We start from the raw sequence: 21,324 nt of genomic DNA on the forward strand, positions 1-21,324 counted from the left end.
TCGAAGACGGCGTCGTTGACGCCTTTTGACCCGCGCATCCACCTTTCTCGAATGATCGATTGCCGGGTGAAGCCCGGCAATGACACAAGTGTTCAAAACCTCACTTTCGCAAACACGCGAAAATTCCGTCCCGGCTGCAGGATCTCGTCCTTGCGGAACGCGACGTGGTTGCGGATGTCGTCATTCAACAGATTGCTGCCGGCAACGCCCCACACGAACTCCTGCGCGCCGAAATCCGACGGTTTGAACTTCTGCGTGTAGCTGATCTCTGCATTGAGCAGATCGTAGCCGGCTGTCGGCGTTTCATTCGCGGCGATCTTGTTCTGCGCATAGGCCTGCAACAGGTGGACCCGTGCGAACCAGTTCTCATGTCGCCAGAACACGCCGCCGCCCAAGCGTTGCGGCGGAATGCGCGGCACGTAGCTGCCGTCGCTGAACCGCGCATCGACAACGTCATACTGGCCTTCGACACCGAACATGCCGCCCGCAATCGGAAGCACGTCGAACTGTGCGGCTACCTCTGCACCCTTGAAGGTCGCATCGCGCCGGGCATAGGCGATCTGCTGCAATTCCTCACCGTCGCCGACGACGCAGGAATCGAATTCCTCGCCGCAGCTATTGCCGGTGAATTGCTTGAAGATGAAGCCCTTGTATTTTGTGTAATAGGCTGTGGCATCGAAACGCAGCGGGCCTTCCTTGCGGCGCAGGCCGAATTCAACGCTGGTTGCCTTTTCCTTGTCGAGATTTGGATTGCCGATCTCGAAGGTGCCGGTCGCCTCATGCACGCCCTTGGCGAACAATTCCGCCGCGGTCGGCGCGCGCTCGACATATTGGCCGGTGAGGCTGGCAGCCATGCCCCACGGCAGTTGCTGGATGAGGCCGGCGCTGACGCTTGCGGGAAGAAAGCTGCGTTTGCGGCGATCGAGCAGCGGCTCGTCGCCGGGCCCGACGGGCAGGAAATCGGATGTAAACAGGCCGGCCGTGCCGTCGACCGTGGCGCGTTCGATGCGCCCCGCTGCCTGGAATTTCAGGTTGGGATTGATGTTGTATTGCTCGAACAGATAGGCGGCGGCGTTCTGCGCATGCGCGGGCAGCAGGAATTCCTCCGCTTCGCCGTCGGTCGCGACCTTCTGGTTGCCGTACTGGAAACCCACCGCGCCGTTCCAGCCCGCAACCGGCGCGTGCTGCAATTCGACGCGCGCCTCCTGCTGCTTGTTCTTGAAGGTCGACATGATCTGGTGCGCGCCGTCGACCAAGGCCTGCTCGTCATGCTGATATTTGGTCGCGCCGAACCAGAAGCGCACCGCTTCGATCACGTCGGAATCGGGATGGAATTCGCCGCGGGCATTGAACTTGGTCTGGTCGAGATCGATGCGCGTGCCGTTCTCCGCCGCCTCGCCGCCGGAGATGCCGTACATGGACAGATTGCGGCTCACCGACATCCCGAGAAAGCCCTGATCGAACACGAACGAGCCACCCATCGACTGACCTTTTGCATTTACCCAGGAATTTGTCTGCTTCTGCCCGCCCGGAATATCGTAGTCGAACTGGCGGCGATCAAACGCGTCGACATGCATCGCAAAATTCCTGGCCCCGGCTTCAAGCACGCCCGAGCCTTCACGCCCGTCGTCGCCCGTGGTCGCGGCGCCTTGGAAGCGCGCGCTGAAGCCATTAGGGATGGGTGTGGTCGGAATGCGGTTGTTCGTCACGCTGACCACGCCGCCGATCGCCTGCGAACCGTAACGCAAGGTGGCGGGTCCGCGAATGACCTCGATCTGGTCGGCGGAGAGCGGATCGATCGGCACGCCGTGATCCTCGCCGAGATCGGAAAGATCATGCGAGCCGACACCGTTCTCTTGGATACGCACCCGGAAATTGTCGAGACCGCGGATCACCGGCCGGCTGGCGCCGGGAGCGTAAGTGGAGGAGGTGATGCCCGGCTTGCTGAACATGACGTCGCCGAGCGTGGCCGCGCCATTGCTCAAAATCTCCGGGTTGGGAATGACTGTGACCGGCGCGAAGACGTTATCGACGACGGGCAGGATCCCTGTTTGCAGGCCGGCAATTTGGCCGGGCGAGCGTCCCGCCAGAATGGGGCTTGGTGCGGTGATGACGATCTCGGGAAGCTGTGTCTGCGCCGCGACCGTCTGAAAACTCAAGAGAACTAAAGATATAGCCTTTGAAGCCAGCCACACTCCACGATGCAATCCCATTGCTAATCCCTGATATGTTATATTATAACATATCACTTAAGGATGGATCGGGAGTCAACCTGTGTTGCGGCCATCGCCTGGCGAGAACGAACGCGGTCAGAGAATGAAGCGGCTGAGGTCGGCGTTCTTGGCGAGGTCGCCGATCGACTTGCGCACATAGTTGCCGTCGATTGTCAGCGTCTCGCCGGCACGGTCGGTGGCTGTGAAGGAGATGTCATCGAGCACGCGCTCCATCACCGTCTGCAGGCGCCGCGCGCCGATATTCTCAACGCTCGCATTCACCGCCACCGCAATATCGGCGATGGCGTCGATGGCGTCATCGGTGAAGTCGAGCGTGACGCCTTCGGTCTTCATCAGCGCGATATATTGTTTGATCAGCGATGCTTCCGTGTCGGTGAGGATGCGGCGGAAATCCTCGCGCGTGAGTGCGCGCAGCTCGACGCGGATCGGCAAGCGACCCTGCAATTCCGGCAAGAGATCCGATGGCTTGGAAATGTGGAATGCGCCGGACGCAATGAACAGGATGTGATCGGTCTTCACCGGTCCGTGCTTGGTCGACACCGTGGTGCCTTCGATCAGCGGCAACAGGTCGCGCTGCACGCCCTCGCGCGACACGTCGCCGCCCATGCGGCCCTCGCGCGCGCAGATCTTGTCCAGCTCGTCGAGAAATACGATGCCGTTATTCTCAACCGCTCTGATCGCATCCTGCACCAGCATTTCCTGATCAAGCAGTTTGTCGGATTCCTCGTTGATCAGAATTTCGTGCGATTCGGCGACAGTGACACGACGGGTCTTCGGTCGGCCGCCGAGCTTGCCGAAAATGTCGCCAATAGAGATGGCACCCATCTGCGCACCGGGCATTCCGGGGATATCGAACAGCGGCATGCCGCCGCCGCTCGATTGCACCTCGACTTCGATTTCCTTGTCGTTCAGCTCGCCGGCCCGCAGCTTTTTGCGAAAGGATTCCTTGGTGGCAGCGCTGGAATTTTCCCCGACCAGGGCATTGATGACGCGTTCTTCAGCGGCCAGTTCGGCGCGCGCCTGTACGTCCTTTCGTTTTCTTTCACGTGTTTGCGCGATGGCGACTTCGATCAGGTCGCGCACGATCTGCTCGACGTCGCGGCCGACATAGCCGACCTCAGTGAATTTCGTGGCTTCCACCTTGATAAACGGGGCCCCGGCGAGCTTCGCCAGACGCCTTGAAATCTCGGTTTTTCCGACGCCGGTCGGGCCGATCATCAGGATGTTCTTCGGCAGCACTTCCTCGCGCAGCTTCTCGTCGAGCTGCAGGCGTCGCCAGCGATTGCGCAGCGCGATAGCCACCGCGCGCTTGGCGTCGCCCTGGCCGATGATGAAGCGGTCGAGCTCGGAGACGATTTCGCGGGGAGAGAAGTCGGTCATGTTATCTCATTTGCATTGGGATCGTGCTGCATAATCAGCACGTCGCCGGTGCGTCCTTCCAGATGAGGCACGGACCGGAAGCCGGCTTTTTCATAGGCACGCACGGCCCGCGCGTTATTGGGGTCCGGATCAATGATGATGGTCTGGTGACCTTTCTCACGCAGTGCGGAGACGAACGCAGCCAGCGCTTTTGATCCGATGCCCTTTGAGATTTTCTCCGGGCGCCCGATCGACAGATCGACGCCGATGGTCTCCGACGGCAATTCAGCGAGCCATGGATGATCCTTGATCCATTGTTCGTTCTGATGATGGCCGATGAACCAGTACTGGATGTAACCGATGGGATCGCCTTCCAGCGCGATCAGGAACGGCCGGGTCGTGTCGCGTCCTTCCACCATGTCGCGGATGTAGCCGAGTTCGGTGTCGGGATCACCCCACCATTCCCGCATATGCGGTTCGCCAAGCCACTTCTGGAGCAGGGGACAATGGCGCGGCTCCACCGGAACAAAGCTGATCTGGTCCGGATCATGCGGCATTGATGGTTTCGATGGTCACGTTGCGATTGGTGTAGACACAGATATCGGCAGCGATATCAAGCGATTTGCGGACGATGGCTTCGGCGTCCAGCGGACCGTCGAGCAGCGCCCGTGCGGAGGCGAGCGCATAATTGCCGCCGGAGCCGATGCCGGCGACGCCCGCTTCCGGCTCCAGCACATCGCCGGTGCCGGTCAGCACCAAAGTGACGTCCTTGTCGGCAACGATCATCATCGCCTCCAGCCGCCGCAGATAGCGGTCGGTGCGCCAGTCCTTGGCAAGCTCGACGCAGGCGCGGGTGAGCTGGCCGGGATATTGCTCGAGCCTGGTTTCCAGCCGCTCGAACAGGGTGAAGGCGTCGGCGGTGGCGCCGGCAAAGCCACCGATCACGTCGCCCTTGCCGAGGCGGCGGACCTTCCTGGCGTTTGCCTTGATGATGGTGGCCTGGAGCGAGACCTGGCCGTCGCCGCCGACCGCGACCACGCCGCCCTTGCGGACGGTCAGGATGGTGGTGCCGCGCCAAGAGGGTATTGAGGCCATTTCGGAGGAGGACATTCGATATTAACCCCGTGCGGGCAGTGATTTAGGGACTGCTGCGTGTGTTTGCAAACCGCCCGGGCCGGAGGTGGCGGAAGCCTGAATCCCCTGATAAAAGGCCCGCATTCTCCAACCGGAAAGCCCAATAATCATGCGCAAGGCCGAGGTGAAGCGCACCACCAAGGAAACCGACATTGCCGTTGCGGTCGATCTCGACGGCAAAGGCCAGTCGTCGATTGCGACCGGCATCGGCTTCCTCGACCATATGCTTGACCTGCTGGCACGCCATTCCCGGATGGACATCACCGTCAAGGCCAAGGGCGACCTGCACATCGACTACCACCACACCGCCGAGGATGTCGGCATTGCGCTCGGCCAGGCGGTGAAGCAGTCGCTCGGCGACATGAAGGGCATCACCCGCTACGCCGACGTGCATGTTCCGATGGACGAGGCGCTGACGCGTGTTGCGATCGATGTCTCCGGGCGGCCGTTCCTGGTATTCAAGGTCAAGTTCATGCGCGACAAGATCGGCACCTTCGACACCGAGCTGGTCAACGAGTGGTTCCAGGCTTTTACGATGAATGCCGGCATCACGCTGCATGTCGAGACCTTGTACGGCTCGAACGATCACCACATTTCCGAATCATGCTTCAAGGCGCTGGCGCGCGCGTTGCGTGCCGCCTTGGCGATCGATCCGCGCGCGGCGAATGAAATTCCCTCGACCAAGGGATCGCTCGGCGGGTGACAAAGACAGTGACAAGCTGTGTGTATCAGTTTTTCTCCGTCGCCCTGAGGTGCAACCCTGGCGAAAAACCGGCGCAGCCTCGAAGAATGACGGCCGCCACCCTTCGAGGCCATCGCGGCGCGATGGCACCTCAAGGTGACGGAATGAACTAGGCTAAATGTATGGCGGTCTATACGGTGCATCAGCCGCCGCTGCGCAAAGGCGAAACCGCTCCCGACCCGGATCGTTTTGTGCTGGTGCGCGACGGCTTTTATTTTTGGGCATTCCTGTTAGGGCCGCTCTGGATGGTCTGGCGGCGGCTGTGGCTGGTGCTCGCGCTTTACATCGCAGTCATGGTCGGCGTCGGGTTCGCGCTGCAGCTCGTGAGTGCATCGACGGGCCTGCGGGTGTTCGTGCTGTTGGCCATGGCCATTCTTGTCGGACTTGAAGCGGGAACGCTGCGTCGCTGGACGCTCGGTTGGCGCGGCTGGAAGAATGTCGGCGTGGTCGTCGGCGACGATCGTGACGCGGCGGAGCGCCGCTTCTTCTCGGAATGGATCGATAGCGGCCAGAAAATGACACGTGCCGAGGCGATCAAGCCGCGTACGGGCGGCGTTCGCATGCCGAAAGGAAACAGCCCCGACGTGATCGGCCTGTTTCCGGAAGCGGACAAACCGCGATGACGACGGCGATCGTCGATTACGGCTCCGGCAATCTGCACTCCGCCGCCAAAGCCTTTGAGCGCGCGGCGCGGGACGCGGGGCTTGCCGAGCAGATTGTTGTCACCAACGATCCGGCGACGGTGGCGCGCGCGGATCGCGTGGTGCTGCCCGGGGTTGGCGCCTTTGCCGATTGCCGGCGCGGTCTCGATGCGGTTTCGGGCATGATCGATGCGCTGCAGGACAATGTCATCAAGCGCGGCAGCCCGTTCTTCGGGATCTGCGTCGGCATGCAGTTGATGGCCGAACGCGGCCGCGAATACGAGGTGACGCCGGGTTTAGGCTGGATCAAGGGCGAGGTTGATCGCATCGCGCCGTCGGATGCGGCGCTGAAGATTCCGCATATGGGCTGGAACACGCTGGATATGCGCAAGCCGCATCCGTTGCTCGAGGGCATTGCGACCGGGAAGAGCGGACTGCACGCCTATTTCGTGCATTCCTATCAGCTCAAGGTGGAAGACAAAGCCGATCTGATTGCGGAGGCCGAGTATGGCGGTCCGGTGACGGCGATCGTCGGGCGCGACAACATCGTCGGCACGCAGTTCCATCCGGAAAAGAGTCAGAAGCTCGGACTGGCGCTGATTGCGAATTTTCTGAAATGGAAGCCGTGATGATCTTCGGAATGCGACATCCTTGTCACCTCCCCCTGAAAGCGGGAGGTCGACCGCGAAGCGGTCGGGAGGGGGTCATTGCGCGCTTGAGCGGGGAAGGCTCCGACCCGTCGAACTTCGTTCCAAAGCCGCCGCAAAGCGGCGGCGTCTGTGGCGTGAAGAACGTCGGCCGGAGGCCGACTATGCCTCCCCCTTTCAGGGCGAGGTAAGGACCGACAGCATGATCCTCTTTCCCGCCATCGATCTCAAGGACGGTCTGTGCGTTCGCCTCGAACAGGGCGACATGGCGCGCGCGACCGTGTTCAACCGCGATCCGGCTGAACAGGCCTATGCCTTTGAGCGCGCCGGCTTTGAATATCTGCACATCGTCGATCTCGACGGCGCGTTCGCCGGCAAGCCGGTGAACGCCAGGGCGGTCGAGCGCATCCTGGAAGCGACCAGCATTCCGATGCAGCTCGGCGGCGGTATCCGCGACATGGCGACGATTGAAGGCTGGCTCGATAAAGGCGTCACCCGCGTCATCATCGGCACCGCTGCCGTGCGCGATCCGGTTCTGGTGCGGAAAGCGGCGGCGCAGTTTCCGGGCAAGGTGGCGGTCGGGCTCGACGCCCGCGACGGCAAGGTGGCGGTGCAGGGCTGGGCGGAAAGCTCCGAGCTATCGGCTCTCGATACTGCACGCCGCTTCGAGGATGCCGGCGTCGCGGCGATCATTTACACCGATATCTCGCGCGACGGCATGCTCAAGGGCCTCAATCTCGACGCCACCATCGCGTTGGCAAATGCGGTGTCGATCCCGGTGATTGCCTCCGGGGGGCTCGCTTCCATCGCAGACATCAAGGCCATGTTGGAGCCGCTGGCGCGAAAGCTTGAGGGAGCAATTGCAGGTCGCGCGCTGTATGATGGACGCCTGAATGCCGCCGAGGCTCTGAGCCTGATCAAGTCTGCGCGAGGCTCGAACGCTCGTGTTTAAGGTTCGCGTCATCCCCTGCCTCGACGTCAAAGACGGCCGTGTCGTCAAGGGCGTCAAGTTCCTCGACCTGCGCGATGCCGGCGATCCGGTGGAAGCTGCCATCGCCTATGACGCGGCCGGTGCCGACGAGCTTTGCTTTCTCGACATCACCGCCAGTCATGAAAACCGCGGGACCATTCTCGATGTCGTGCGCCGCACGGCGGAAGCCTGTTTCATGCCGCTCACGGTCGGTGGCGGCGTCCGAACGGTCGACGATATCCGCACGCTGCTGCAATCGGGCGCCGACAAGGTGTCGATCAACACCGCGGCGGTGAACCGGCGCGCTTTCGTGAAGGAGGCGGCGGAAAAGTTCGGCGACCAGTGCATCGTGGTCGCGATTGACGCAAAGAAAGTGTCGAATTCGGGCGAGAAAGACCGCTGGGAAATCTTCACCCATGGCGGCCGCAATCCGACCGGAATCGACGCAGTCGAATACGCAAAGGAAGTCGTGTCGCTTGGCGCCGGCGAGATCCTGCTCACATCGATGGATCGCGACGGCACCAAGTCAGGCTTTGACATCGGATTGACGCGCGCCATTGCGGACAGCATCAGCGTGCCGGTGATCGCTTCCGGCGGCGTCGGCAATCTCGACCATCTGGTTGCGGGCATCCGCGACGGACACGCGATGGCCGTGCTGGCGGCGTCCATCTTCCATTTCGGGGAATATTCGGTGCGGCAGGCCAAGGAATACATGGCTGCAGCGGGCTTGCCGATGCGGCTTGATCCGTAACGCGAATTTAAAGGCCCCGGCCGCTGGGACCGGGGCCACCGAATGGCGGGGAAGATGGGACGAATTGATCCCGCGCACCCGGCATCAATCCAATTCGCGGCAGTCAATCGCCGTTCCTGTCACTAAAACAAAATCACCGGAACAAGGCTCCGAGGATTTTGGGCGATCATTCGATCGCCTTCCGACTTGTCACTCAGTTTCGCGTCGCCCCTTTTTAACGCAGAGACGCCAGTCAGGCTCCCTTGGCGCTCGCCCAGGCCAAAGCCGCTTCCAGCCGATCATTGCCCCAGAACAGCTCGCCGTCCTGCGTCGTGAAGCTTGGCGCGCCAAAAATGCCGAGCCTCTGCGCCTGCTCGGTCTGCGTGCGCAGTTGGGCCTTGATCGCGTCCTGCTGCGAGGCATCGAAGACGCTCTTGGGATCGCGCTGCAGCGACCGCAGGATACCCTGGATGACCGCGGGGTCGTGGATCAGGCGGCCTTCCGCGAACTCGGTACGATAAACCGCCTGCACAAAATCCTCGCCCCATCCTTCGCTGAGCCCCACAAGCGCGACGCGTGCGGCCAGCAAACCATTCTGCGGGAAGACGGCGGGCTTCCGAAACGGAAGGCCGTACTCCTCGCAAATCCGGGCGAGGTCCCGCCACATGTACCGACCTTTCGCCTCGTAGATATTGAACGGCGAATTATTCCAGCCTTGCGCGCTGAAAATCGGACCGAGCAGAAAGGGACGGTAATCGACGGCAACGCCCAGTCTGCCCGCCAGATCGCGAATCCGCATCGCGGCGGGATAGGAATAGGTGGAGGCGAATTCGAACCAGAAGGTCAGGCGGGGACCGGACATGACGGACAGTCTCGACGGAACGCTGGGACAGGTTCATGATTGTGTTTGGACGGGAGCGCAAGGTCGGCTTGTTGGAGGTCTTATGCGATATGTCCTGACTGCCGGTATTCTGGCTGCGGCGCTTCCGCTTTTGTCGGCGACGGCACAGGCTCGGGAATATCCCTGGTGTGCCCGCTACGACTGGTCGACCTACAATTGCGGGTTTGTCAGTTTCGAGCAATGTCTCGCGACGGTCAGGGGCATTGGCGGCATTTGCGAGCGCAACCCTCGCTACGCCGGGCCGCCGCCGCAACAGAAGAAGCGCCCGGTCCGCTAGACAGCCAAGCCCCGCAAAATCAGGCTTTTTGCTCGGCCGGCGAGGCTTGCGGCTTGAACCGCGGGGCCATCCGCCTATAGTCCGCGCGATTTTTTCCTGCCACCTGGACTTCCCGACATGACCCAGAGCGGCCCAAAAAAGGGCGACGTCAAGAAAGTGGTGCTGGCCTATTCCGGTGGGCTCGACACCTCGATCATTCTGAAATGGCTGCAGACAACCTATGGCTGCGAGGTGGTGACCTTCACGGCCGATCTCGGCCAGGGCGAGGAGCTGGAGCCTGCGCGGAACAAGGCGCTGCTGCTGGGGATCAAGCCGGAGAATATCTTCATCGAGGATCTGCGCGAGGAATTCGTCCGCGACTACGTCTTCCCGATGTTCCGCGCCAACACAGTCTATGAGGGGCAATATCTGCTCGGCACGTCGATTGCGCGTCCGCTGATCGGCAAGAAGCAGATTGAGATCGCCGAGAAGGTCGGTGCTGACGCAGTGTGTCACGGCGCCACCGGCAAGGGCAATGACCAGGTGCGCTTCGAGCTGGGCTATTACGCGCTGAAGCCCGACGTGACGGTGATCGCGCCGTGGCGTGAATGGGACCTCACCTCGCGCACCAAGCTGATCGACTTCGCCGAGAAGCATCAGATTCCGATCGCGAAGGACAAGCGTGGCGACGCGCCGTTCTCGGTCGACGCCAATCTTCTGCATGCCTCGTCGGAAGGCAAGGTGCTGGAAGATCCGAGCCTGGAAGTGCCGGATTATGTCTATTCGCGCACCGACGATCCGGAGAAGGCGCCGGATACGCCAACCGTCATCACCGTCGATTTCGAGAAGGGCGATGCGGTTGCTATCGACGGCAAGAAGATGTCGCCGGCGACATTGCTGGCGAAACTCAACGAGCTCGGCAAGAAGAACGGGATTGGCCGTCTCGATCTCGTGGAGAACCGCTTCGTCGGCATGAAGTCGCGCGGCATGTATGAGACGCCAGGCGGCACCATCCTGCTCGCCGCGCATCGCGGCATCGAGAGCATCACGCTTGATCGCGGCGCGGCGCATCTCAAGGATGAGCTGATGCCGAAATATGCCGAGCTGATCTATAACGGCTTCTGGTTCTCGCCGGAGCGCGAGATGCTGCAGGCGGCGATCGACAAGAGCCAGGAATTCGTCACCGGCCGCGTGACACTGAAGCTCTACAAGGGCAGCGCCTGGGTGATTGGCCGCGAAAGCCCCTATTCGCTCTATGACCAGGAGCTCGTCACCTTCGAGGAAGGTGCGGTCGCCTATGATCATCGCGACGCGGCGGGCTTCATCAAGCTCAACGCGTTGCGCCTGCGCACGCTGGGCCAGCGCAAGAAGAAGCTGAAGCTCTGAGAGGAAAGGCGACTATCCGCCTGCCGTATCGCTAATGAGTTGGGGTTTGCTCAGGCGGCGCAGCAGCGACCGTCGCGGCGGGCCTCGGCTCGGGGACGAGCGGATCGCCACGCCGTTTCTTCTCGGCGATCTCCTGACTTGTTTTTTGCATTAGCAGAAAGCGTTCGGGCGATGTCGGGTGCAGGCCGGCATAGAAGATATTCTTCGGATTCTCCTGGGCCATTGCGCGCCACACGCGCTCCACCCCGGAAATGTCATAGCCGGCGCGGGCCGCATAGTAAGCGCCGACGTAATCCGCTTCTCGCTCGAAATTCGTGTAATTGACTTGCGCACCTGCATTACCGAATTCACGCGTGAACGTGCCGCCGGTATTCACGCCGAGCAGTGCGAAGCCAAAATCGACAACGATTCCGCTTATCTTGCCGGCCAGCCGGTTCTGCTCGCTCTTCTCCAGATGTCCCATCGTGACGTGCGCAAGCTCATGACCGACGATGGCCGCAAGCTCGTCATCGGTTTGCGCCATCCGCAGCATGCCTGAAAAAATGACGATCCGCTCCCCGTCGGTAAATGCATTCGTATTCGGCTCGGCCGCCAGAAGTATCGGTATTGAGCACCTTTCCACGGGCGTAATGACACGGGCTTCTATTTGCCCCGCTCGCCGTAATTCGATCCGCACCGGCTGGCCTTCGTTCTTGATGAGAAACAGTGCGATCCAGTCCGCTGGTTTGGTTCGTGGAACGCGGCGGCCGTTGAATGAAACCAGCTCATCGCCGACTGCAACGCCGGCTTGTGCGGCCGGACTGCCTTCGGCGACTGAAATGACGGCCGAGGTGCCGGCGTCCAGCCCGAGCGCTTCGACCGCCATCGCTTTTCGTTTTTCAGACAGATCATTCGGCGCGATGGTCGAAAAGCCGAAGTCGTACGCCACTTTCTCCTTGCAGTCGGCGCGACCGGCATGCGCGATCCGATATGCGACTCTTTTCAGTCGGCCGAGCTGCGAGAAATAGGTTTGGATTTGAAGCAGCACCTCTTTGCGGCGCTCAGACGCAATTTCGTCGGGTGACACGTCTGGAATCGTGGTGCTGGGTCCTGCGCAGGCCACGCAGGACGCCGCAAGGACGCAGCCGACGACGCGACGAGACCAGCCCACAGCACGTCTCCCCGGGGGAAGAGTGCATGGATACCGTCATCGAATCAAGCGTCGGTAGAATAAAACCAATACACAACCTTGGAATGTGGTGCAGTGAAGAGCCCGCCCCAGTGCTGGGGACGGGCTCTTCCCTCCGAATCAGCGCGGCGGCGGGGCTCCGGCCTGATTTTCTCCCTGAAGCAGCGGCGTAATCCGCCGCGTTGAGACACGGCGGTTCTGCCGCTCCGGCCCGTCGGTCGGAATTTTCAAATATTGCTCGCCATAGCCCTGCGTCGTCAGGTTTTCCGGCGGGATGCCGAAATGGTCGGTCAGCAGGTTGGCGACCGATTCCGCGCGGCGGTCGGACAGCGAGAGATTGTCGATATCGGACCCGACCGCATCGGTATGGCCTTCAATCAGGAACACCTCGTCCGGATTGCGCTCGATCGCCCGCCGCATCGCGTCCGCAATAGGTGCCAGCCGGTCAGCCTGATCGGCGGACACTTCCCATGAACCGGTGTCAAACGTAATCGTATCGACGTCGACGCGCGGCATGCGGTCGCGCAGTGGCGCGCTGTAGCGGACTTCGTCGAGGGTGTAGCGGCGACCGATCCGCTCGACCGGCGGCGCGATCAGGGTTTCGTAGATCAGCGTCTCGTCGGCGCGATCGGCTTCCACGATATATCGCTCACGCGGAATGCGGATGACCGGCGGCGGCAGATGCACGAAGAAGCCGTCCGCTCGGCGCGGACCGCGCGGGCGGTTGTCGATAATCATGACTTCGCGCCCGCGCTGGTCGCGGCGGACGCGGCGGATCAGGCGGCCTTCGGCGTCGGTGACGGTCACGATCTGACCGCCGCCGGGGCGCGCCGAAATGATGAAGTTCTCATTCCCGCGCCGCTCAATGCGGGCATCGCGTCCGCCACGATTGCGGAACCGGTCGGCCTCGTCGCGTCGGATGATTGTGCGGTCTCCTTGCCGGATGATGGTGCGGTCGCCTTCGCGAATGAAAGTGCGGTCGCCGCGACGTTCCTCACGGCGCTCCTGTCGCAATTCCTCGATGCGTCGCGGCTGGGTGGCCGTTGGTGATCGACGCGTGTCCGGTGCCGGCGTTTGCGATTGCTGTGGAGCCGGCCGGCTGGCTGGCGCCTGTGGTTTGTCAGGGGGAGGCGCACTCTGGGAATCAGACGGTGCGGGGCGCTCCTGCGCGGCAGGCGGAGGCGTCGTCGGCGCCGGTGCCGGTTGCTGCGGCCGGACTCGCTGGGCCGGCCCCGGTGTAGGCATGTCACGACGCGGCGCAGGTGGTTGGGCAGGCGCAGTTTGAGCGGGGGCGGGCGCCGGTTGCGGCGTTGCTCTTGAAGGTGGAGGCGTCTGAGGTGCCTGCCGTTGGAGCTCGCGGCGGTCCTGCGGCGGCTGTGCGGTTGGCCGCTGCGGCGCCTCGCGGCGTTGCGGCGGCTGACTGGTCGGCGCTTGCGGCTGACGCGCGGCCGGGGGCGGCGGTGGCTGATCAGGCTTGCGTGGCTGGGCGGCGGCCGGCGGCGCTTGTCGCGTTGCCGGGGGCATGGGTTTCGCCGGCGCCGCCGGTTGCTGCGGCTGCCGCTGCGCCGGAGCGGATTTCGGAGCTCGCTTCGCGGGTGGCTTGCCTTCGGGGTTCTTTTCAGGTTCGGGCGCCGCCTGCTGCGCCAGGATCATGCGCGACTCATTCTGTGGCGCGCCAATCGCGGTCCACGCGCCGAAAGCAGTCAGAATGGTGGTGGCAAGCAGCAGGCGTTTCAGCGTCGTCATGGATTTCCGTCTTTTGAGTGAAAACGTGGCGGGCGGGGCAGCGTGCAGATCGCAAAGGGCGCCGATTTGTCGTGACCATGGCCGATCTGCGGCCTGCCGCTAAACGGGCGTTCATCGCATCATTCCCACATGATGCAAGTCTACGCGCCCGACAGCAGGCCGGAGCGAAAACGACTCAACAGCAAAATGGTTCCGTCAGGCCGGTGCGTGACAGACAGCCTCGATGTTGTGTCCGTCGGGATCGAGGACGAACGCGCCGTAATAGTTGGGATGGTAATGCGCGCGAATGCCTGGCGCTCCGTTATCCCTGCCCCCGGCAACAAGCGCGGCCGCATAAAATGAGTCAACCGCCGCGCGACTCTTTGCGGCGATGGCGACATGCAGCGGACGATCGAGCCCACCTTCGCCGCCGATCCAGAAATCAGGCTTGCCGCCTGTGCCAAAACCGGCGGCAGGAGCGTCATTCAAATCCTGCTGCACTTCCTTAATCAGCGTGTAGCCGAGGGGCGCGAGCGCTTTTTCGTAGAATGCTTTCGAGCGCTTGTAGTCGGAAACAGGAAAGCCGACATGATCGATCATGGCTGTATCCCTTCATTGTCATTCCGGGGCGCGAGCGCAGCTCGCGAACCCGGAATCCAGAGACAGGATATGCGATTGCATCTGGATTCCGGATAGGCACGCTATGCGTGGCTTCCGGAATGACGGCTAAGGAATCACACCTGCCGCTCGACCATCGCCTTCTTGATTTCGGCAATCGCCTTCGCGGGATTAAGTCCCTTCGGGCAGGCCTTGGAGCAATTCATGATGGTGTGGCAACGATAGAGTCGGAACGGGTCTTCGAGAAAATCCAGGCGCTCGCCGGTCTTCTCGTCGCGTGAATCCACGATCCAGCGCTGCGCCTGCAACAAGGCGGCCGGCCCCATATAGCGGTCGCCATTCCACCAGTAGCTCGGGCAGGAGGTGGTGCAGCAGGCGCACAGGATGCATTCGTAAAGTCCGTCCAGCTTTTCGCGGTCTTCCTTGCTCTGCTTCCATTCCTTTTGCGGCACCGGCGTTTCGGTCTTCAGCCAAGGCTCGATCGCCGCATATTGCGCATAGAAATTGGTGAGGTCAGGCACGAGATCCTTGACCACAGGCATATGCGGCAGTGGGTAGATGCGCACACCGCCCTTGATCTCGTTCATGCCGCACGTGCAGGCGAGCGTGTTGGTGCCGTCGATATTCATCGAGCACGAGCCGCAGACGCCTTCACGGCAGGAGCGGCGGAAGGTCAGTGTGGGATCGACCTTCGATTTGATCCAGATCAGCGCGTCGAGCACCATCGGCCCGCAATCGTCGAGGTCGACATAATAGGTGTCGATGCGCGGGTTTTGTCCGTCTTCCTGATTCCAGCGATAGATGCGGAATTCGCGCTCGCGCCGGGCGCCCGGATTGCGCGGCCAGACCTTGCCTTCGGTGACGCGGGAATTTTTTGGAAGCGTGATTTCGACCATGATGCGTCTTGCTTTCTCTCCTCGTCATTGCCGGGCTTCACCCGGCAATCCATCTCGCGAAAAAGATGGATGTGCGGGTCGCACCCGCGCATGACGCTTCGATTTAATAAACCCGGACTTTCGGCTCGATATAGGCGATGTCGTTGGTCATTGTGTAGGTGTGCACCGGCCGGTAATCGATCGTGACCTTGCCGGTCTTCGGATCGAGCCAGACGAGCGTGTGCTTCATCCAGTTCTTGTCGTCACGATCCGGATAATCCTCGCGCGCATGCGCGCCGCGGCTTTCGGTGCGGTTGCGCGCCGCATCCATGGTCACCACCGCCTGCGCGAGCAGATTGTCCAGTTCGAGCGTTTCCACGAGATCGGAGTTCCAGACCAGCGAGCGGTCGGTGACGCGCACGTCTTGCATTTGCTCATAGACTTGATGAATGAGCTTGTGACCCTCGTCCAGAATTTGGCCGGTGCGGAACACTGCGCAGTTGTTCTGCATCACCTTCTGCATCTCCAGGCGCAGGTCGGCAGTCGGCGTGCCGCCGGAGGCGTTGCGGAACCTGTCGAGCCGTGACAGTGCCAGATCGGCAGAGTCTTTCGGTAGTTCGGCGTGTTTGCCGTTCGCCTCGACCGTTTCGGCACAGCGAAGCGCTGCCGCGCGTCCAAATACGACAAGGTCGATCAGCGAGTTGGAACCGAGGCGATTGGCGCCATGCACCGACACGCAGGCGCCTTCGCCAATCGCCATCAAGCCCGGCACCACCGCATCAGCATCGCCGTTCTTTTTGGTGAGCACCTCGCCGTGATAATTCGTGGCGATGCCGCCCATGTTGTAATGCGCGGTCGGCAGCACCGGGATCGGTTCCTTGGTGACATCAACACCGGCGAAGATGCGCGAGGATTCCGAAATGCCGGGGAGCCGCTCGGCCAGCACCTCCGGCGCGAGGTGATCAAGATGCAGATAGATGTGATCCTTGTTTTTGCCGACGCCGCGGCCTTCACGGATTTCGATGGTCATCGAGCGCGAGACGACGTCACGTGAGGCGAGATCCTTCGCAGACGGCGCATAGCGCTCCATGAAACGCTCGCCTTCGGAATTGACCAGATAGCCGCCTTCGCCGCGCGCGCCTTCGGTGATCAGGCAGCCGGCACCATAGATGCCGGTCGGGTGGAACTGCACGAATTCCATGTCTTGCAGCGGCAAGCCCGCGCGCAGCACCATGGCGTTGCCGTCGCCGGTGCAGGTATGCGCCGAGGTCGCGGAGAAATAGGCGCGGCCATAGCCGCCAGTCGCCAGCACGACCATGTTGGAGCGGAAGCGGTGGATCGTGCCATCATCGAGCTTCATCGCGATGACGCCGCGGCAGCGGCCCTCCTGATCCATGATCAGGTCGAGGGCGAAATACTCGATGAAAAATTCCGCCGAATGGCGCAGCGACTGCGAATAGAGCGTGTGCAGCATCGCATGTCCGGTACGGTCGGCGGCGGCGCAGGTGCGTAGCGCCGTGCCCTTGCCGAAATGCGTGGTCATGCCGCCGAACGGACGCTGATAAATCTTGCCGTCGTCGGTGCGCGAGAACGGCACGCCCCAGTGTTCCAGTTCGTAGACGGCTTCCGGCGCGTTGCGCACCATATATTCGATGGCGTCCTGGTCGCCGAGCCAATCCGACCCTTTCACCGTGTCGTACATGTGCCAGCGCCAATCGTCCTCGCCCATATTGCCGAGCGAAGCGGCGATGCCGCCCTGCGCTGCCACCGTGTGCGAGCGCGTCGGAAACACCTTGGTAATGCAGGCAGTCCGCAGGCCTGCCTGCGAGCAGCCGACCACCGCGCGTAGCCCGGAGCCGCCAGCCCCGACCACCACGACATCGAAGGTGTGGTCCTCAATCGGATAGGCCTTGCCGTTGATCGCAGGCGCCGCACCGTTATGTCCGTTCGCCGCCATGTCAGACTCCAAAAGACAGCTTGAGGATCGCGTAGATGCAGCAAAGCGCGATCGTGAAGCAGAAGAAGGTGTTCAGCATCAGCCAGGTGAGCTTGGACTCCGAATGGATGTAGTCGACGATGATCTCCTGCATGCCGAGCCACATATGATAGACGGACGTCAGCACGAAAAGGATCATCACGATGGCGACGAAGGGTGATCCGAGAATCTGCGCCGCGGCGGCGTGATTGCGGCCGATCAGTCCGACCACGATCAGCACGAAGGCGATGGTCAGCGGTATGAGCGCAACCGACGACACGCGCATATGCCAGAAATGCTCTGTGCCGGATTTCGCCGAACCCAGAAAGCGGACGCGGGCGAGCGGCGTGCGCATGCTTTGCTGTTTGCTCATCCTGCGCCTCCCGTCACCAGAAAACCGACAATCCAGAGAATGAGCGTCAGCCCGATCGAGCCGATCAGGCCTGCCAGCACCAGCCATTCACGTTCGGCCGGGCCGAAGCCGCGGCCGGTGTCCCAGATCAGATGGCGGATGCCGCCGAGCATGTGATGGATCAGCGCCCATGTGTAGCCGAACAGGACCAGAAGGCCGATCCAGCTCTCCATCACCCACTGAAACTTGCCATAGGCGGTGGGGCCGGACGCCGCAGCGAGCAACCACCAGGTCAGCAGCAAAGTGCCAAAGAACAAGGCTGCGCCGGTGATGCGATGCACGATGGACATCACCATCGTCAGCATCGGCTTGTAGATTTGCAGGTGCGGCGACAGCGGCCGCAGCCCGGCTGCGGTAGTCTTCGGTTCGGCCATGATGCGCTCCCTAACGATCCCCGGAGAAGCGGTGAGCAGGCTTAGGCAGAAATCCTGATCCCGGCTTTGCGATCCCCAGGAGCATCCGGCGGCAATAAATACCGCCACTTGGCTGACTTCTAAACTTCGCCAACAGCGAAGTACCACCAGGAAAACAGGCCTCACAATCACTATTTTACGTAGTTTGCCTTCGTGAAACTAGAAGGCTATGTATAGTGCATGCGGTTCGATCTGCCTGATCTGAATCTTTTTCGCCACGTTGTAGAGGCGGGCAGCATAACCCATGGTGCGGCCCGGGCGCATCTAGCGCTGGGCGCAGCCTCAACCCGCATCCGCAGCATGGAAGACGAGCTCGGGGTGCCGCTTCTGCTGCGCGGGCGGCTGGGTGTGAAGCCGACCCAGGCGGGCCGAACCCTGCTGCAGCATGCCCGGGCAATGTTGGCGCAGGCCGAGCGCATGCGCGAAGACCTCGGTGTCTATGCCGGCGGCTTCGCCGGGCAGATCACCCTTCTGTCCAACACCAACGCGCTCACCGAGTTTCTGCCGGAGACGCTCAGCTCGTTCCTGACCGCCCACCGCAATATCAGCATCGATCTCGAGGAGCGGCTGAGCGACGAGATCGTCGACATGATCGCGGAAGGCGTCGCGGATATCGGCATCATTGCTGGCACGGTCGATCCCGGACGGCTGACGACCTATCCGTTCCGAAGCGACCGCTTTGTGCTCGTGGTATCGCGCGATCATCCGCTCGCGAACCAGTCGCGGATCGGATTTGCCGATGTGCTGGATTATGATTTTGTCGGTCTCGATCGCGCCAGCGCCCTGCAACGCTTCCTTGCGGTGAAGGCGAACCGGATCGGGCGCCCGCTGCGTCTGCGCATCCAGTTGCGCAGCTTTGACGCCGTCTGCCGACTTGTCGAGCACAATGTCGGCATCGGCATCGTGCCGGAGACGACGGCCCAGCGCGCCGCGAAGACGATGGCGATCGAGGCGGTGGCGCTTGATGACGCCTGGGCGCCGCGTGACCTCACCATCTGCATCCGCGACTACGACGCGTTGCCGCCTTATGCGCAGCAGTTGGTGGATCATCTGCGCGCGGCGAATGAGTAGAGATCTCCGGGGCTGACCTCTCCCTGGAAGGGGAGTGGCCCGCCGCAGCGCGTAGGCGCGAAGGCGGGCGAGTGGGGGTCGTTACCAATCGCACGAAAGAGAAGACCCCTTCTCCATCCCTCCCGCTTTCAGGGGGAGGGGCGCGCTGAGTTTGCGGTAGCATAGGTGACTATTCACCGCGGGATCAGCACCCAATAATCGAGGTCGAGAATAACCGACGGATCATCCTGATCTCCTGCCTTCAGCGGAAAATCCGCGCAAAAGCGGTTTTTGGTCGCCACGGTCCGCAGCCGCAATGCGCCGAGATCAGAACGTCGCGGCAATTCCGCCTTCGCCAGGATTTCCGACCAGGCAAACACGGTATCGCCTGCGAAGAGCGGCGCCACATGCCGCCCGCCATTGATCGCCGCGATATGAAATGCGTTGGCGAGACCGTTGAACGTCAATGTACGCGCCAGCGAAATCACGTGCCCGCCATAGATGAGCCGGCGGCCGAAGCGGCCCTTGCTCTCGACGAAAGCGTTGAAATGGATGCGCGCCGTATTCTGATAAAGGCGCGTCGCCATCTGGTGCTCGGCTTCCTCGACGGTGACGCCGTCGACATGATCTATTTTCTCGCCGACATGGTAATCGCCGAACTTGTGCGGAGAGCCAGACAAGGCCAGGTCGAAGGCGTCCACATTGATCGGCGGGCAGGCATCGCCGAGAAGGTTCGGCTCGACCGCCGTCGGCAGGCGTGGAATGTGGTCATCGGGCGTTGCGGCGGCCTCGTCGCGTTTGCGCACCATCACCCAGCGCACATATTCCAGCACCAGGCTGCCGTCCTCCGCAAAGCCGCTGGAGCGCACGGTGACAATGCCGGTCTTGCGGTTGGAATTTTCCTTGAGTCCGATCACTTCCGAAACAGCGCTCAGGGTCTCGCCCGGATAGACCGGCTGCAGAAAGCGGCAATTGGCATAGCCGAGATTGGCCACCGCGTTGAGAGAGATATCCGGCACGGTCTTGCCGAAGACGACGTGAAAGACCAGCAGATCGTCGATCGGCGCGCGCTCATATCCGATCGCTTTTGCAAAAGCGTCTGACGACTGCACGGCGAAGCGCGGGCCGAAAATGCCGTTGTAGATCGCGACATCGCCGACGGTGACCGTGCGCGGCGTCGCGTGCCGGATCGTCTGCCCGAGCCGGAAGTCTTCAAAGAAATTGCCTGAACTGGTCTTCATCATCATCGCCATCTTCTGAACCCCTCGAAATCCGGCGCCTCTATAGCGTGCCTGCCGGGTTTCACGAAGCCGTGAGATCAGCCATCGCCGGAAACCCGCGCGCACAGGGTCCGTAGCTCCCGCTGACGATGCGACAAACAGGCCCGTTCGGCGGGTCAGAGCGCCTCGTCTGTCCCGGCGGCATGCCGCCTTCATCACTGTCAAGGAAGGGAGCTATCCAATGTCCAAGCGTGTCACTCTTCTGGCTGCGGTCGCCGCGTTCGCCCTGGCGGCACCGGCCTACGCCCAGAACCAGAATCCGATGGTCGGCGGGGCGCCGATGTATTCGACCAAGAATATCGTCCAGAACGCCGTCAATTCGAAGGATCACACCACCCTGGTTGCCGCCGTGAAAGCAGCTGGCCTGGTGGACACCTTGTCGGGCAAAGGCCCGTTCACCGTGTTCGCGCCGACCAATGCCGCCTTCGCCAAGCTGCCGGCCGGCACGGTCGAAAACCTGGTGAAGCCCGAGAACAAGGCGACGCTAACCAAGATCCTGACCTGTCACGTCGTTGCCGCGAATGCGCTGTCGACCGCGATCAACAAGATGATCGCCGACGACAACGGCACGCATCCGGTGAAAACTGTCGGCGGCTGTGTCCTGCAGGCGAAGAAGAACGGCAGCAAGATCACGCTGACCGACGAGAAGGGCGGCATTGCCACGGTGACGATCGCCGATGTGCGTCAGTCGAACGGCGTCATCCATGTGATCGACAAGGTTCTGCTGCCCGCCAGCTAACCTGCAGCAGACGGATGCGCCGGGATGTCCCGGCGTATCCGTCCCTTTTGGCAACTCAAATCCGGTAGC

Annotated in this window: 22 protein-coding genes; 9 read left to right on the forward strand and 13 right to left on the reverse strand. The window is 61.9% G+C overall.

Annotated features, from left to right (window positions below; translation table 11 throughout):
• Window positions 1-92 precede the first annotated feature (92 nt).
• From RO009_09455 to hslV, 4 genes are all read right to left on the reverse strand, one after another.
• Entirely contained in the window at window positions 93-2,159 is a 2,067-nt protein-coding gene (locus RO009_09455) for a TonB-dependent receptor (protein MDT3685253.1), read from the reverse strand.
• Window positions 2,160-2,309: 150 nt separating this feature from the next.
• The gene (gene hslU, locus RO009_09460) at window positions 2,310-3,614 is read right to left on the reverse strand and encodes an ATP-dependent protease ATPase subunit HslU (protein ID MDT3685254.1); all 1,305 of its coding nucleotides are present in this window, start codon (window positions 3,612-3,614) and stop codon (window positions 2,310-2,312) included.
• Window positions 3,611-4,150, reverse strand: coding sequence for a GNAT family N-acetyltransferase (locus RO009_09465; protein ID MDT3685255.1), 540 nt, complete (start codon window positions 4,148-4,150; stop codon window positions 3,611-3,613). The genes hslU and RO009_09465 overlap by 4 nt, the downstream gene beginning before the upstream one ends.
• The gene (gene hslV / locus RO009_09470) at window positions 4,140-4,703 is read right to left on the reverse strand and encodes an ATP-dependent protease subunit HslV (protein MDT3685256.1); all 564 of its coding nucleotides are present in this window, start codon (window positions 4,701-4,703) and stop codon (window positions 4,140-4,142) included. Before hslV ends, RO009_09465 begins: the two co-directional genes overlap by 11 nt.
• Window positions 4,704-4,836: 133 nt before the next feature.
• Here hslV and hisB point away from each other — a divergent pair, with 133 nt between their 5' ends.
• The 5 genes from hisB to hisF all read left to right on the forward strand — a co-directional run bounded on the left by hisB (window position 4,837) and on the right by hisF (window position 8,478).
• Window positions 4,837-5,430 (forward strand): imidazoleglycerol-phosphate dehydratase HisB, encoded by a 594-nt coding sequence (gene hisB, locus RO009_09475; protein MDT3685257.1) that lies wholly within the window; start codon window positions 4,837-4,839, stop codon window positions 5,428-5,430.
• 161 nt (window positions 5,431-5,591) lie between these two features.
• Window positions 5,592-6,092 (forward strand): DUF2628 domain-containing protein, encoded by a 501-nt coding sequence (locus tag RO009_09480; protein MDT3685258.1) that lies wholly within the window; start codon window positions 5,592-5,594, stop codon window positions 6,090-6,092.
• Window positions 6,089-6,739: an imidazole glycerol phosphate synthase subunit HisH gene (hisH, locus tag RO009_09485; protein ID MDT3685259.1), complete on the forward strand. Its 651-nt coding sequence runs from the start codon at window positions 6,089-6,091 to the stop codon at window positions 6,737-6,739. Before RO009_09480 ends, hisH begins: the two co-directional genes overlap by 4 nt.
• A gap of 220 nt (window positions 6,740-6,959) precedes the next feature.
• Window positions 6,960-7,709, forward strand: coding sequence for a 1-(5-phosphoribosyl)-5-[(5-phosphoribosylamino)methylideneamino]imidazole-4-carboxamide isomerase (gene hisA / locus RO009_09490; GenBank protein ID MDT3685260.1), 750 nt, complete (start codon window positions 6,960-6,962; stop codon window positions 7,707-7,709).
• Window positions 7,702-8,478 carry an imidazole glycerol phosphate synthase subunit HisF gene (gene hisF / locus RO009_09495; GenBank protein MDT3685261.1) on the forward strand — a complete coding sequence of 259 codons (777 nt, stop codon included), beginning with the start codon at window positions 7,702-7,704 and terminating at the stop codon, window positions 8,476-8,478. The genes hisA and hisF overlap by 8 nt, the downstream gene beginning before the upstream one ends.
• A gap of 232 nt (window positions 8,479-8,710) precedes the next feature.
• On the opposite strand, the gene RO009_09500 is transcribed toward hisF, so the two are convergent.
• Window positions 8,711-9,319 (reverse strand): 2-hydroxychromene-2-carboxylate isomerase, encoded by a 609-nt coding sequence (locus RO009_09500; protein ID MDT3685262.1) that lies wholly within the window; start codon window positions 9,317-9,319, stop codon window positions 8,711-8,713.
• Window positions 9,320-9,401: 82 nt separating this feature from the next.
• On the opposite strand from RO009_09500, the gene RO009_09505 reads away from it, so the two are divergent.
• The gene (locus RO009_09505; protein ID MDT3685263.1) at window positions 9,402-9,635 is read left to right on the forward strand and encodes a DUF3551 domain-containing protein; all 234 of its coding nucleotides are present in this window, start codon (window positions 9,402-9,404) and stop codon (window positions 9,633-9,635) included.
• Window positions 9,636-9,752: 117 nt separating this feature from the next.
• Window positions 9,753-11,000: an argininosuccinate synthase gene (locus RO009_09510; protein MDT3685264.1), complete on the forward strand. Its 1,248-nt coding sequence runs from the start codon at window positions 9,753-9,755 to the stop codon at window positions 10,998-11,000.
• A gap of 31 nt (window positions 11,001-11,031) precedes the next feature.
• On the opposite strand, the gene RO009_09515 is transcribed toward RO009_09510, so the two are convergent.
• The 7 genes from RO009_09515 to sdhC all read right to left on the reverse strand — a co-directional run bounded on the left by RO009_09515 (window position 11,032) and on the right by sdhC (window position 18,147).
• Window positions 11,032-11,865 carry a M48 family metallopeptidase gene (locus RO009_09515; protein MDT3685265.1) on the reverse strand — a complete coding sequence of 278 codons (834 nt, stop codon included), beginning with the start codon at window positions 11,863-11,865 and terminating at the stop codon, window positions 11,032-11,034.
• 423 nt (window positions 11,866-12,288) lie between these two features.
• Window positions 12,289-13,182, reverse strand: coding sequence for an OmpA family protein (locus tag RO009_09520; GenBank protein ID MDT3685266.1), 894 nt, complete (start codon window positions 13,180-13,182; stop codon window positions 12,289-12,291).
• A gap of 927 nt (window positions 13,183-14,109) precedes the next feature.
• Complete coding sequence (locus RO009_09525) at window positions 14,110-14,493, reverse strand: VOC family protein (protein ID MDT3685267.1); 384 nt, start codon at window positions 14,491-14,493, stop codon at window positions 14,110-14,112.
• 134 nt (window positions 14,494-14,627) lie between these two features.
• Window positions 14,628-15,407: a succinate dehydrogenase iron-sulfur subunit gene (locus RO009_09530; GenBank protein ID MDT3685268.1), complete on the reverse strand. Its 780-nt coding sequence runs from the start codon at window positions 15,405-15,407 to the stop codon at window positions 14,628-14,630.
• Between the two features lie 103 nt (window positions 15,408-15,510).
• Entirely contained in the window at window positions 15,511-17,343 is a 1,833-nt protein-coding gene (gene sdhA, locus RO009_09535; protein ID MDT3685269.1) for a succinate dehydrogenase flavoprotein subunit, read from the reverse strand.
• 1 nt (window position 17,344) lies between these two features.
• Complete coding sequence (gene sdhD, locus RO009_09540; GenBank protein ID MDT3685270.1) at window positions 17,345-17,734, reverse strand: succinate dehydrogenase, hydrophobic membrane anchor protein; 390 nt, start codon at window positions 17,732-17,734, stop codon at window positions 17,345-17,347.
• The gene (gene sdhC / locus RO009_09545) at window positions 17,731-18,147 is read right to left on the reverse strand and encodes a succinate dehydrogenase, cytochrome b556 subunit (protein ID MDT3685271.1); all 417 of its coding nucleotides are present in this window, start codon (window positions 18,145-18,147) and stop codon (window positions 17,731-17,733) included. The genes sdhD and sdhC overlap by 4 nt, the downstream gene beginning before the upstream one ends.
• A 219-nt stretch (window positions 18,148-18,366) precedes the next feature.
• Here sdhC and RO009_09550 point away from each other — a divergent pair, with 219 nt between their 5' ends.
• On the forward strand, window positions 18,367-19,257 hold the full coding sequence (locus RO009_09550; GenBank protein ID MDT3685272.1) for a LysR family transcriptional regulator: 891 nt from the start codon (window positions 18,367-18,369) through the stop codon (window positions 19,255-19,257).
• A gap of 173 nt (window positions 19,258-19,430) precedes the next feature.
• Here the strand turns inward: RO009_09550 and RO009_09555 are convergent, their stop codons facing one another.
• Window positions 19,431-20,477: a MaoC family dehydratase gene (locus RO009_09555; GenBank protein ID MDT3685273.1), complete on the reverse strand. Its 1,047-nt coding sequence runs from the start codon at window positions 20,475-20,477 to the stop codon at window positions 19,431-19,433.
• 220 nt (window positions 20,478-20,697) lie between these two features.
• On the opposite strand from RO009_09555, the gene RO009_09560 reads away from it, so the two are divergent.
• Complete coding sequence (locus tag RO009_09560) at window positions 20,698-21,255, forward strand: fasciclin domain-containing protein (GenBank protein ID MDT3685274.1); 558 nt, start codon at window positions 20,698-20,700, stop codon at window positions 21,253-21,255.
• The last annotated feature ends 69 nt before the right edge of the window (window positions 21,256-21,324 follow it).

Origin of the sequence: Pseudorhodoplanes sp. (genome assembly GCA_032027085.1) — a bacterium.
GTDB lineage: Bacteria > Pseudomonadota > Alphaproteobacteria > Rhizobiales > Xanthobacteraceae > Pseudorhodoplanes.